We start from the raw sequence: 12,597 nt of genomic DNA, 5'->3' as shown, positions 1-12,597 counted from the left end.
GGGCGGTCTCGCCGCACAGTTCGAGTCACAGATGCCCCTCTAGTGCCACTGAGCAGGTAGAATCGACTGCACGTCGACGCAAGGAGGACTGTTTGTCCACCCGTATCCGCCCGACCACCGACCAGGCACTAGCAGGAGCCGTCGCCGGCCACCGCATGGCAGGCATGGAGCCGTCGGCCGAGGCCGTCGAGATCACCCGCCGGTTCGCCGACGGACTTCTCACCCGCGATCAGGCTCTCTCCGAGATCCGCGCCGCGGTGCGTGAGCGCACCGCTCCCTGACCCTGCCCGCCTCGCATGAACCCCCGAGATCCGTACAAGGAGCCCTCGGGGGTTCTGCGTAACCGGCTGGGCATCACCGACCCCGCCGAGCTCACGGAGTACGAGCGTGACCTCGCCTTCTTCCGGGTCGTGGAACTGGAGCTCAGCCCGCTGGAGGGGCGATTCGACTTCGAGTACCTCCGCGCGATCCACCGCTACATCCTGCAGGACATCTTCGACTGGGCCGGCGAACTGCGCACCGTCGACACCCGGGCCCTCGGCATCCCGCACGCCCGACCGCAGTTCCTGCAGGATGAACTCGACCGGGTCTTCCACCAGATCGCCACCCGGCCACCCAGCACCACCGATCCCGACGCGGCCACCGACACCATCGCCTCGCACTGGTCCGAGCTCACGCTCGTGCATCCGTTCCGCGACGGGAACAGTCGCACGCAACGCGTCTTCTTCGATCAGATGTACCGTCACGCCGGGTGGGCCGTCGACTGGGCCGCGATCGACGCCTCAGCGGCCCACGCCGCGCGGCACATGTCGATCTACGGCCGGCCGGATTATCTCGCCGACCAGCTCAGGCACGCCGTCCACCCGGCCGCGGAACTCGCCGATGGTGGCCTGGCCACCACTCTGGGCAACCGCTCGCTACTCGAGTCGTCCGAACACTTCCGCGCCATGCGTGATCACCACAAGTCGGGAGCCACCACCCCCTACGGGCGGCCCGCACCGAAGCCCGGACGTCCTCTCGCGTAGTGCCGCTCCCGCCCCGGTTCAGCCGACGTGCCAGTGACGGCGGATGAGCTCCACCCGGTCTGCGTCGCCGTTTCCGGAGTCGCCCACCTCGTCGTCGTCGTCATCGTCGTCGCCGTCATCACCGCGTAGCCCCGCGAGCACCGAGTCGAGGAGCGCGGCGGGGAACACACCATCGGCCTCGAACATCTCCCGCTCGGCCTCCAGCACGTCGGCCGCTTCCGCGCACGAGGTGGGCAGGGACTCGAAGTCCTCGCCGTCAGCGGCGTCGAGGCGCTCGGCCTGCTCCAGGCTGCCCGGGTCGTCGAGCCCGCGCCTGGCCGCCACGGCCATCCCCGCCAGGAGCAGGTGCACGTCGGCTGAACCGTCGCCGAGCCGGAACTCGACGGTCTGGGGGTGCGTGCCGGGCTCGGGGATCGGCTCGGTGCTACCGGGGTTGGCGTGGGCGACCATGTCGGCCAGCACGTTGCCGCCCCAGACCAACGGGACCCGGACCAGGCCGGTCCGGTCCTGCATCCCCCAGCAGATGACCTCGGGCGACTCGTCGCCCTCGGCGAACCGCAGGTAGGAGGTGGGGACGGTGTTGCCGAACGCGGACAGTGCCCGGGCGGCCGAGAGGTAGCCGGCGATCAGCCTGCGCGCGGTGTCGGTGATGCCGGCGTCATCGACGATGACGTTGGCGCCGTCGCGCACCAGGCGGCTGTGGATGTGCAGGCCGTTGCCCGCGCCGTCGCCGCTCACCAGCGGGGCGAAGGTCGCCTCGAGGCCGTGGGCGTAGGCGACCTGACGCACCACCCACTTGGTCAGGACGATGGCGTCCGCGGCCTGCTCCAGGGGGACGGGCTGGAGTTCGATCTCGTGCTGGACCAGCTGTCGGTCGTCTTCCAGAATGTTGCCGACCTCGCCGTGGACGTACTTCATCGCGACCCCCATCTCGCGCAGGTGCCCCAGCACCTGCTCGCGGACCCGCTCGTGCTTGGAGAAGGGCGCCGACTCCTGGTAGCCGCGTTCGGACTCGACGGGGTAGATCGGCTCGGGCTCGGCGGCGAGGTAGTACTCCAGCTCACCGAACGCCTCGAGGGTCATGCCGGTCTCCCGCGTCAGCATCTCGGCGGCGCGGCGCACGACCTGCTCGCGCGCGTAGGGCAGCGGCGTGCCGTCGGGTGCGTAGAACGAGCAGAGCACGTCGAGTGAGGTGCGTTTCCCGAAGGGGTTGAGGAAGGCGGTGCGGTGGCGCGGGACGATGTAGACGTCACTGGCCTCGGTGTCGGTGCCGGGGAAGACGCTCGAGCCGTCCACCCGCTCGCCGCGGGTGAGCACCTCGTGCAGGTGCTCGCGCGAGTTGATGGGGAAGGCGAGGGTCTTGAGCCGGCCGTCGCCGCCGACGTAGCGCAAGTTGACCTGGCTCAGCTCCAGCTGTTCGGCGGCCCGGACGAGGTCGGCGGCGGTGAAGTCGGCCGAGGGCGTGCCGAGCAGGCGGACGAGCGGGTGCGGTTCGAGCGAGTCGATGGCCATGCCCCGTTCTACCAGCGGCGGGGCCGGCCCGCTTCCGGTCGACCGGGGGTCCGCGGTGTCAGTCCAGGTCCTCCGACGAGCCGCGGATACTCCAGCGATGCCGACGACGTCCACGTGGACGGCGCTCGGTCTCCTGGTAGTAGTCGAACACCGGTAGACCGAGCTTGAAGCGGATCGCCGCCACTCGAAGACCGAACCCCACGACCAGGGTGATCGCCGCGCCCCAGTTCTCCGGGACGCCCGCAGCCATGAGGCCCACGAAGACGAGCGCGGCCAGGATCGCGACACTGGCGTACAGCTCCTGCCGGAACACGAGTGGTACCCGGTCGCACAGCAGGTCACGCATGACTCCCCCGAATACGCCCGTGATGACCGCGGCGGCGACGGCGATGATGACGCCGTGCCCCATCTCGAGGGCGATCCGGGCACCGAAGATCGCGAAGACGGTCAGGCCGAGTGCGTCGAGCCCCAGGAAGAGCACCCTGAAGTGCCGCATGATCGGGGCGACGACCACGGTGACGACCGCGGCCAGCGCGACCAGTGCGAGGTAGGACGGGTGCTCCACCCAGATGAGCGGATAGTGGCCCAGCAGGACGTCCCGGATCGAGCCACCGCCGATGGCGGTGACGCACGCGACGATCACCACCCCGAACAGGTCCATGCGCTCGCGACCGGCGGCCAGCGCGCCGGTCATCGCCTCGGCGGTGATACCGATGAGGAACAGTATGGTGAGGAATTCCATGGGTTCGACGCGCGACTAGAACCAGAGGTCTGCCAGCAACTCGATCGATCGGTTCCGCACGGCCGGGTCGTAGGCGTAGGTGACGGTGATGAGCTCGTCGGCGTCGGTGCGCTCGACGAACTCCTCGAGCTGCGCCTTGACCGTCGCGGGCGAGCCCACGGCGCTGATCTCGAGCATCGCGGGGGTGCTGCCTGCGAACTCGGACGGGTCGACGGGCGGCTGGATCTTGCGGCTGCGCCCGGCCCGCAGGTCGAGGAACATCTGCTGCAGGGTGGTGAACTGCCGCTGCGCCTCCTCGTCCGTGTCGGCCACGACCACGTTGATGCCGGCCATCACCTGGGGCTTGTCGATCCGCGCGGTGGGCGCTTCGGTGCTGAACGAGTCGCGGTAGACGCGGATGGCGTCGTCGATCTGGTCGGGCGCGAAATGGGAGGCCAGCGAGAACGGCAGTCCCAGCTGCCCGGCGATCGACGCACCGTTGACGGTGGAGCCGAGCACCCAGATCGGCACCTCCGTGTTCTGCGAGACCGACGACAGGATCGGGGTGCTGCGCGCCGTGCCCTCCTCTCCGAACCAGCCCTGCAGGTCGTAGATGTGCCGGGCGAAGGCCTGCGGCTCCGCGGACGAGCGGCTCAACGCCTGGGCGGTCATGCCGTCGGTGCCGGGCGCGCGGCCGAGGCCCAGGTCGATGCGGTCGCCGTGGATGTTGGCCAGCGTGCCGTACTGCTCGGCCACCATGAGCGGCGCGTGGTTGGGCAGCATGACGCCGCCGGAGCCGACGCGGATCCGCTCGGTCACCGACGCGGCCTGGGAGATGAGCAGCGCCGTGGCGCTGGAGGCGAGGTTGGGGGTGTTGTGGTGCTCGGCGAACCACAGGCGCGAGTAGCCCAGCCGGTCGGCGAGCTGCGCGGACTCCATCGAGGCGGCGATGCCCTCACGCGCGGTGGAGCCCTCCGAGATGGAGACCAGGTCGAGGATGCTCAAGGGGACCGACACAACACACCTCTTTCTACGTTCACCGTTGCATTAAGGGCCATGGTGGCCACGCCCAGAGGCTACCGATCCGAGTATGTCGGTGACGGATCACCGATCCTCCCCACCCCCTGTCGGTCCAGGGAACTACCGCGACGCACTGCGACGAAGTACGGCGACAAAGTACGACGACGACGAGGTCCACCGCCCCAGAACGCGTGGGCGACTGCGGGGATGCGCGTTTCGGATCCCCTGGATTGTGCATCACACTGGGCTGGGTGCGGGTCCCGCCCGCGCATCAGGTCCGTACGAAGGGTCCGAACCACATGACGACGATCGCATGACCACCGCACGCTCCGACGAACCACTCCACCAACGGGTGACCTCGGGCGAGGCCGACCTGGACGAGTTCCGCGAGCGCCTCGCCGCCTGGCTCGCGGCCCGCGACGAGGTCGACGCCTCCGCAGGTGTCGAGGTCTCGGCGGTGAGCAGGCCGGAGAGTTCGGGGATGTCCAACATCTCGGTTCTCTTCGATGCCACCTGGACCCCGGCCGGCCCGGCCTCGACAGGGGGCGCGGCCGAGCCGCAGTCGGCGCAGCTGGTCGCCCGGATGTGCCCGGAGGACGACGCGTTCCCGGTGTTTCCCGTCTACGACCTGGCCAAGCAGTTCGACGTGATGCGGGTGGTCGGCGAGAACACCGAGCTGCCGGTCCCCGGGGTCCGCTGGCTCGAGCAGGATCCGGCCATCCTCGGCACGCCCTTCCTGGTGATGGACTGCGCCACGGGCCGCGCGCCGGTCGACAATCCCCCGTACGTCTTCGACGGCTGGTTGCTGGAGATGGCCCCCGAGCGACGGCGGGAGTTCCAGCGCGAGTCCGTCGCGGTGCTGGCGGCGATCCACCAGATCCCGCAGCCGGCCGAGTTGGTGTCGTCGCTCGCGCCCGCGCCGGGCATGAGTTCCCTGCGCGCGCACGTGGACGAGCAGCGCGCGTACTACGAGTGGACGACCCGCGAGGACGGGCTGCGGATCCCGGTGATCGAGCGGGCCTTCGACTGGGTCGAGGCGCACTGGCCCGACGAGACCGGGCCGGACGTACTGAGCTGGGGCGATGCCCGGATCGGCAACATCCTCTACGAGGGCACCACCCCGACGGCCGTGCTGGACTGGGAGATGGCGGCCATCGCTCCGGCTGAGGTCGACCTCGGGTGGTTCCTGTACTTCCACGACCTGTTCCAGGAGCTCGCGGTCGCCTTCGACTTCCCCGGCATTCCGGAGCTGTTTGACCACGGCGAGGTCGTCGAGCAGTACGAGCAACTCACCGGCTCCACCGTCCGAGATCTCCCGTTCTATCACGTGTACGCCGGGCTGCGGCAGGCCATCATCCTGTCGCGGATCACTCGTCGTCGTATCCACTTCGGGGAGCAGGAGGCGCCCGTCCACCCGGACGGTTACGTCCTGCACCACGCCATGCTCGCTCGGCTCATCGCCGACTGACTAGGGACCCCGATCTGATGAAGCCCGTTCCCCTCGACGAGTTCCCCGTCCACCAGATGCCGCAATCCATGGCGCGGGTGGGTACGAGTGACCGCAACTTCTACGACCGCTACTACTTCAACGCGCATGACCGCACCGGGGATGTCTTCCTCGTGTCCGGGTTCGGGGTGTATCCCAACCTCGGCGTGCTGGAAGCGTTCGTCACGGTCCGCCACGGGGACACGAAGCGCTCGGTGCGGCTCTCCGACGCACTGGGAGACAGATCCCTGGAGCCGGCCGTCGGGGACTACCGGATCGAGGTGATCGACCCGCAGCGGCGGCTCCGAAGGGGCTGCGAGCACCCGGAGCTGTCGATGGACATGAGCTGGGAGGGCACGTTCGACGCGGTGCTCGAGGAGCGGCACGTCCTCCTGGAAGGCACGCGGGCGATGCTCGACGCCAGCCAGTTCGCTCAGGTGGGGAGCTGGTCGGGGATGCTGTCGGTCGACGGCCGTGACTTCGCCGTCGACCCCGCGATATGGCTCGACACCCGCGACCGGTCGGGGGGATCCGCCCGAGTGGCGAGTCGGATCCGCCGGGGCGGTGGGCCGCGGAGCCGCGAGAGGGGTTCTGGTGGACGTACATCCCGCTGCGCTTCGACGACTACGCGATGGTCATCATCCTGCAAGAGAGCCCCGACGGGCACCGCACGCTGAACCACGCTGAGCATGGGCTCGGGTTACGTGGCTCACGGACTGGGGTGATATGGCGGGGTGAGGTACAGCTTCACCCCGTTCCCTCTCCTCTCCAGCTGCAGACAGCTTAGTGGAATCATGAAATGGACAAGTTTTCGCCCTTGACACTGGCGCAGGATTGCCGCCTACAGTTGTGCAACCGAGCGGAGGGCGCCACCGCCCCGGATACGCCGAGATATTGGCCGCTCGTGAGCGATTGAGAAGCGGATCAGCACCTGCCATGAGCGAACTCAGCCAGCCAACATGCAGCGCCCCGTCAACCGCGACGAGTTCACGAATGAGACGCCAAAAAACCTCTGGGACCCAATGCGAGCTACAAGTAAGGCGAGCCTTACACGCTCGCGGATCACGGTTCAGGGTCGACTTCCGGCCGCTTCCGGCAGCAACGACCCGGGTGGATATCGGCTGGAGGGGCGTGAAGCTCGCCGTATTCATCGATGGCTGTTTCTGGCACCGATGCCCCGAACACTTCGTAATGCCAAAAACCAATGCAGCGTGGTGGCATAATAAACTCCAGAAAAATACTGAACGAGATCGAAGGATCGATGGGCAACTGAGACAAGCCGGATGGACAGTACTGCGCTTCTGGGAGCACGAGCCCCCAAACGAAGTCGCCGCCACGATTCTAGAAGCGCGCCAATCTCTCGGCGCTCGTGGCATGTCCTAGCTGGCAACCAACGCCCACGCCGGAAATGGGGAGCGAACACCTGAGGCAAGATCACCCTTACCCAAATTGGGTAGAGAACCGACGAAGGCAGCGACTAGCCGTTAAGGGAGCTGGATAGTGGCACAGTGGGACATCGCCGAGCCCCGCGCAGCGGCCCTTATTGAATCACTCAGAGCATTCGGGTACACTCCCGAAACCGCAGTAGCGGACCTCGTGGACAACAGCGTGTCAGCGGGCGCTGCCACTATCGACATCAAGTTCCACTGGAACGGCCGGCAGTCGTTTGTCGCCATCGTCGACGACGGGCGAGGCATGACCGAAACCGAACTGGTTAACGCGATGCGCCCAGGAAGTGTAAGCCCCCTCGACGAGCGCTCCCAGAAAGACCTCGGACGGTTTGGTCTAGGCCTCAAAACCGCATCGTTTTCGCAGGCCCGGGAGCTCACAGTCCAAACAAGATCGGCCGAAAATACAGCGATGTATGTACGTCGATGGGACCTCGACACCGTGGAGCAGGTTAATCAGTGGAGGCTCTTGCGCGAGGCGCCGCCCAGCCGAGTAGTGCCAACTGTCGAGGCTCCTACCGGTACCGCTATAACCTGGACCAAGTGCGACCGGCTCGTCGGCGACGTCGATCCAGATGACAGACGTGCCCAGGATCGCTTCAATGCGACCATCGACAGGATCGCCAACCACCTTTCGGTAGTTTTTCACCGATTTCTAACCGGCTCTGCCAAAATCGTCATGCGCGTAAACGGCAAGCCCCTGCGGCCTTGGGACCCGTTCCTCGAGACCCACTCGGCAACCCAATGCTTGGGCACCGAGACACTTGGCTTCCAGGGACAACGGGTACTCGTAACCCCTTACGTTCTGCCGCACCGAGATAAACTCACAGATGAGGAGCGGGTGATCGGGGCCGGCGCCACCGGATGGAACCAACTACAAGGTTTCTATCTATACCGCGGTAACCGCCTGCTGGTCGAGGGAAGTTGGCTAAACCTCGGGTTTGCCAAAGACGAACATACGAAGTTGGCCCGCATTCGTATCGACATCCCCACGACCATGGACCATCTGTGGCAAGTCGACGTCAAAAAGGCATCCGCAAGAGCACCCGGCCCCTTACAGCCCGACTTGAAACGCATAGCAAAAAGTACTCGAAGGAAAGCCGAAGAAGTCTACCGTTTCCGCGGTAAAGCCACGTCCAGAAAACGCTCAGCAGCCCACGTTCATTCATGGCAGCAAATTAACGTACGCGACGGTGTGAAGTACCGCATCAATCGCCAGCATCCAATAATCGGATCACTGCTTGAAAAGCCAAAGAAGGACCGCGAAGAGATCGAAAAGGCACTCCGATTAATTGAAGAGACAATACCCATACCACTGATAGGTTTAGCGCTTGCCAAATCTATTGACGAACCACAACAGCCTTTCGCTCACGATGCAAGTGAAGTCGAATCGATGTTTCGGGTAATGATTGAACAGGCTATACAGCGTGGAACCGCCCCGCACGAAGCGATCGACCGATTTGCGACAGCCGAGCCGTTCGTCGATCACCCGCATATAGTTCAAGCCGTAACGGAGGAGTTCACATGACCAAAGGAGTAGAAGGGTCGCCCGACGTTGCCCGAACACTAAGAAAAATCCGGACGATGACAACTGTCAATCTCGAAGGCCGCTCCCCGGTCACCAAAGAAACAATCGCGGAAGAAGTGCATCTTTTCGCCACGGCCCTTAAGCTCGATGTAATCGAGCACTCTGCCGAACTCGAGCAACTGGTTAGAGAGCTAGAGGCAGAGTTCAACGTTTACATAGGTAACTCTTCCTCGCTTTCAGACGACAGCGACCACGTTCCTTGGCTCGAAAGCGAACGGGACTCAATCGCATGGGACTTCTGGGACAGATACAAGCTGTATCTCCAGTATGAGTCCGGACTGCCGGAAAAAGCGATTCAGAGTATCGACGAAACAACCACGGATATCCTATCTCGTCTAGAACACAGCAAGCGACCGGGGAAGTGGGACCGCCGAGGTCTCGTCGTCGGGCAAGTCCAATCTGGGAAGACCGCAAATTACACCGGCCTGGTTGCCAAAGCCTTGGATTCCGGATACAAGCTAGTTGTCATACTGGCGGGTATCCACAATAGCCTTCGTAGCCAGACTCAGATTCGAATAGACCAAGGAATCCTAGGGTTCGACACCAGGGACACCCTCCGATCAGACGTGGTCCAGAACAGCGGACCAATCGGCGCAGGGAAGTTAGGCAAAAGGTTTCTTCCGGTCAACTCCTTCACTTCATCGAAAGAGAAGGGGGATTTCAGCCGCAATGTCGCCGATAACATCGGGGTAATCGTAGGGGGAAACGACCCAACCGTTCTTGTCATTAAGAAAAACGCTCACATTTTGAACAATCTGTACAGCTGGGCCACCGAACTTCGTAAAGAAGAAGACCCTGAAACCGGCCGACGCACAGTTCGAAACGTACCCGTCCTGGTGATTGACGATGAGGCCGACCACGCGAGTGTGGACACCAGCGCCCCAAAACGTGGGCAAAATGAGGACGACATCGACCCGACAACCATCAACGGTCTCATAAGGAAATTTCTCGACACCTTTGAGAAGTCGGCGTACGTTGCCTATACCGCCACCCCTTTTGCCAACATATTTATTTCACCCGATAAAACTCATTCGGACTCTGGCATAGATCTTTTCCCACGAAGCTTCATCGTTAATCTCCCTGCGCCCTCCACCTACATCGGGCCCACCCGAGTCTTCGGAATGTCGGCTTCAGTCGGCACGGTCGCCGAAGCCGTCGACCCACTCCCCATAACTAGGCCTGTAGCTGACTACGACCTCTGGGTACCCGACGGCCACAAGGTTGACCACCACATCTCCGAGCCTCTGCCAGCAAGCCTGAACGAAGCCATGCTCTCGTTCCTAATTGGCGGAGCCCTCCGCTCGCTGCGCGGACAAGGGACGAAGCACCACTCGATGCTCGTTCACGTCACGAGGTTCATCAAAGTCCAAGCGCAAGTAGCGTCGCAAATAAGCGAACAGCTCGAGAGCATTAAGAACCGCCTACTCTACGGGGAGGGTGACAACCCCGAACTTAGACAGCAGATTATTCGGCTTTACGAAACTGACTTCAAGTCAACGCATTCGAAGCTTATCAACACAACCGACGTCTCTGCGTTGGTGGGCGAAATGTTCACCATTACGGAGCTCCTTAGTGCCATAGGTGACGTAGCAGCCAAGACCAAAGTATACGAAATGCATGGGGATTCAGACGACGCATTAAACTACGACCGGGCCAAGGACGGTCTGTCCGTAATCGCAGTAGGCGGAAATAAGCTCTCGCGGGGCCTGACACTCGAAGGTCTGTCCGTAAGTTATTACCTCAGGGCAAGCAAGATGTACGACACCCTCATGCAGATGGGACGGTGGTTCGGGTACCGGCATGGGTATCTTGATGTCTGCAGGCTCTATACCACCAGAGAGCTTATTAGCTGGTACGGCGCGATCACGTACGCGACCGAAGAGTTACAAGCCGAGTTCGATGCGATGGCCGCAATGGGACGTACGCCTATAGATTTCGGCCTGAAAGTTCGACATCACCCTGACGGGTTGCTGGTAACAAGTCCGACAAAGCTCCGTCATGCGCGAAAGGTGGACATAAGCTTTTCAGGAACGATAACCGAAACCACCTCCATCCTAGAAAGCTCGCGTGAAACAAACTGGCCCCAACTCGAATCACTCATCGACGGGATGGGGAATCCCGTTCGAGATGCATCCGGCCTAAAAGTTTGGCGAAACGCGCCGGCCGACAAGATCTTGTCATTTCTATCGGGTTATAGCAGCGACCCCGCAGCTATCCACAGCCAGCCGTCGATACTCACCGATTACATTAAGTCAAGGAACGCCGACAATGAACTGCTGCGTTGGACAGTCGCGGTCGCAGACGTCAAAGCAAATTCGGACCGAGCGTTCACGGCAGGACAGTTTAGCTTTGGACCAACTTATCGGACACCCCTCGCCAAGGCCCCTTACCAAGGGACGACACGGTACACCTTCCGACGCATCGGATCCCCTTCGCACGAAATCGTCGACTTGAGAAGAGACGATGACCCGACGACGTGGGAGCGTCTCCTGGATGAGACCACGAAGGACTGGCAGACTAGTTCGCGTAAGAATAAAGCCGACAAAGCTCCCACCCGCCCCTCAGGCTTACGCGAGCGGGCCGCTCGCGATCCCAAGAAGGGGCTCATCATCGTATACCCCATCCAACTAAAGCCCCGCGAGGACGAAGAAGGAGAATCGCAATCCCTCAAACCCGACGAGAACCCTGTCCCCCTACTAGGTTACGCGATCTCATTTCCGTCTTCGGCGAACGCCAAACCGGTTGCATTCCAAGTTAATACCATATTCCGCATGCTCGAGTTCGGCGAAGATTTCTACGACGGAGACGCCCAGTGACAGACCTATCAAGCATATGGGCCGATTTGCGAAGGGAACCTCATGCGAATGGGTCCGTATACCGCAGGGTGCTCCCCCTCCATCCCCACGACATCTACTTTCACAGAGAGAAACCGTCGGAGCGCCGTCGAGTACACATATCCGTATCGGGTGCGGCCATCGGTAATCCTGTGGTCAATCACCTTTCGTCCGCCGGTATTGAGCTAACTGTTCAATACAAAACTCCCGAATCCGCTTCGCTTACCTTGTTGGAACTGACCCCTGATGACTCGCCCCAGTTCGACGACTTGATTTCGGACTTGTTGGAGACCCTCAGCACCGACCCTGGCGATGGCGCAATCGGACGAATGATTAGTCGGACGCAGGCTTGGTTCCGATTCTTTGAGCTGACTCGTGGCGCACTAGGGCCCAGCCTTGCCGCCGGCTTATTCGCAGAGCTGCTAGTTGTGCGCACCCTGTTGACTAGGGGCGTTCCGCCGAGCGAAGCAGTCGCGAGCTGGGTGGGTCCCGACCGCGCTTCCCAAGATTTCCATTTTTGTGGAGGAGCGCTTGAGATCAAATCAGATCGCACTACAGGACCGGGCAAGCTTGTCATCAGTTCTGAGCTGCAGTTAGACCTGACTTCGGTTGAGCGCTTGTTCGTAGCGCTTTTCCAACTCGACCAACGAACCATCGGTTCCGGCATGGGTCTGTCCGAACTCGCCAAAGAATGCCTGCATCTTATCGGGAGCGATACGTCAACGGTTCTCGAATTCCAATCCAAGTTGCTGGCTTCCGGATTGGATGTCGGCTCCCCCGAGGCTCCTCACCGCTTCACCGTCCGAGAAGCTCGGTTTTACGAGGTTACCTCGGAGTTTCCGCGGCTGACGCCCGGAGGAATTCCGCAAGCCGTCTCCGACGTTAGTTACACAATCGACTGTGCCGCAATCGCCGAGTACGAGGTCAGCGAAGATGCGGCCTTTTCACTATTAGGAGTCTAAA

The 12,597-nt window shown here is 62.6% G+C and carries 11 protein-coding genes; 8 read left to right on the top strand and 3 right to left on the bottom strand.

The features are described from left to right. Positions 1 to 92 precede the first annotated feature (92 nt). Both AC3DE3_RS11050 and AC3DE3_RS11045 read left to right on the top strand, forming a co-directional pair. Positions 93 to 281: an antitoxin VbhA family protein gene (locus tag AC3DE3_RS11050; RefSeq protein ID WP_260486517.1), complete on the top strand. Its 189-nt coding sequence runs from the start codon at positions 93 to 95 to the stop codon at positions 279 to 281. A gap of 15 nt (positions 282 to 296) precedes the next feature. Then, positions 297 to 1,025, top strand: a complete 729-nt coding sequence (locus AC3DE3_RS11045; RefSeq protein ID WP_488369991.1) for a Fic/DOC family protein — start codon at positions 297 to 299, stop codon at positions 1,023 to 1,025. A gap of 18 nt (positions 1,026 to 1,043) precedes the next feature. Here AC3DE3_RS11045 and AC3DE3_RS11040 read toward each other — a convergent pair whose 3' ends face one another. From AC3DE3_RS11040 to AC3DE3_RS11030, 3 genes are read right to left on the bottom strand one after another with little or no spacing between them, the layout of a single operon-like run. Next, entirely contained in the window at positions 1,044 to 2,537 is a 1,494-nt protein-coding gene (locus tag AC3DE3_RS11040; RefSeq protein WP_488369990.1) for a glutamine synthetase beta-grasp domain-containing protein, read from the bottom strand. A gap of 58 nt (positions 2,538 to 2,595) precedes the next feature. Beyond that, the gene (locus AC3DE3_RS11035; protein ID WP_488369989.1) at positions 2,596 to 3,279 is read right to left on the bottom strand and encodes a trimeric intracellular cation channel family protein; all 684 of its coding nucleotides are present in this window, start codon (positions 3,277 to 3,279) and stop codon (positions 2,596 to 2,598) included. Between the two features lie 15 nt (positions 3,280 to 3,294). Beyond that, a complete protein-coding gene (locus tag AC3DE3_RS11030; protein WP_260486513.1) occupies positions 3,295 to 4,275 on the bottom strand; it encodes an LLM class flavin-dependent oxidoreductase in 981 nt (326 codons plus the stop codon). 316 nt (positions 4,276 to 4,591) lie between these two features. On the opposite strand from AC3DE3_RS11030, the gene AC3DE3_RS11025 reads away from it, so the two are divergent. The 6 genes from AC3DE3_RS11025 to AC3DE3_RS11000 all read left to right on the top strand — a co-directional run bounded on the left by AC3DE3_RS11025 (position 4,592) and on the right by AC3DE3_RS11000 (position 12,596). Beyond that, positions 4,592 to 5,746: a phosphotransferase family protein gene (locus tag AC3DE3_RS11025; RefSeq protein WP_488369988.1), complete on the top strand. Its 1,155-nt coding sequence runs from the start codon at positions 4,592 to 4,594 to the stop codon at positions 5,744 to 5,746. A gap of 17 nt (positions 5,747 to 5,763) precedes the next feature. After that, positions 5,764 to 6,441 carry an Rv3169 family protein gene (locus AC3DE3_RS11020; protein ID WP_488369987.1) on the top strand — a complete coding sequence of 226 codons (678 nt, stop codon included), beginning with the start codon at positions 5,764 to 5,766 and terminating at the stop codon, positions 6,439 to 6,441. 259 nt (positions 6,442 to 6,700) lie between these two features. Further along, on the top strand, positions 6,701 to 7,147 hold the full coding sequence (locus AC3DE3_RS11015; protein ID WP_488369986.1) for a very short patch repair endonuclease: 447 nt from the start codon (positions 6,701 to 6,703) through the stop codon (positions 7,145 to 7,147). Between the two features lie 117 nt (positions 7,148 to 7,264). Further along, entirely contained in the window at positions 7,265 to 8,740 is a 1,476-nt protein-coding gene (locus tag AC3DE3_RS11010; protein ID WP_488369985.1) for an ATP-binding protein, read from the top strand. Then, on the top strand, positions 8,737 to 11,616 hold the full coding sequence (locus AC3DE3_RS11005; protein WP_488369984.1) for a Z1 domain-containing protein: 2,880 nt from the start codon (positions 8,737 to 8,739) through the stop codon (positions 11,614 to 11,616). Before AC3DE3_RS11010 ends, AC3DE3_RS11005 begins: the two co-directional genes overlap by 4 nt. After that, on the top strand, positions 11,613 to 12,596 hold the full coding sequence (locus tag AC3DE3_RS11000; protein ID WP_488369983.1) for a PD-(D/E)XK motif protein: 984 nt from the start codon (positions 11,613 to 11,615) through the stop codon (positions 12,594 to 12,596). Before AC3DE3_RS11005 ends, AC3DE3_RS11000 begins: the two co-directional genes overlap by 4 nt. Position 12,597: the final 1 nt, after the last annotated feature.

The organism is Dietzia sp. IBK-p2-16D (assembly GCF_057773085.1).
Note: the sequence above shows the minus strand (reverse complement) of the source record. Positions and strands in the feature narration are given on the sequence as shown.

Excerpts from the sequence above, each read along its gene's own strand:
- AC3DE3_RS11020 (WP_488369987.1), top strand. The coding sequence starts at position 5,764 with ATGAAGCCCGTTCCCCTCGACGAGTTCCCCGTCCACCAGATGCCGCAA.
- AC3DE3_RS11035 (WP_488369989.1), bottom strand. The coding sequence starts at position 3,279 with ATGGAATTCCTCACCATACTGTTCCTCATCGGTATCACCGCCGAGGCG.
- AC3DE3_RS11045 (WP_488369991.1), top strand. The coding sequence starts at position 297 with ATGAACCCCCGAGATCCGTACAAGGAGCCCTCGGGGGTTCTGCGTAAC.
- AC3DE3_RS11015 (WP_488369986.1), top strand. The coding sequence starts at position 6,701 with ATGAGCGAACTCAGCCAGCCAACATGCAGCGCCCCGTCAACCGCGACG.
- AC3DE3_RS11040 (WP_488369990.1), bottom strand. The coding sequence starts at position 2,537 with ATGGCCATCGACTCGCTCGAACCGCACCCGCTCGTCCGCCTGCTCGGC.
- AC3DE3_RS11025 (WP_488369988.1), top strand. The coding sequence starts at position 4,592 with ATGACCACCGCACGCTCCGACGAACCACTCCACCAACGGGTGACCTCG.
- AC3DE3_RS11005 (WP_488369984.1), top strand. The coding sequence starts at position 8,737 with ATGACCAAAGGAGTAGAAGGGTCGCCCGACGTTGCCCGAACACTAAGA.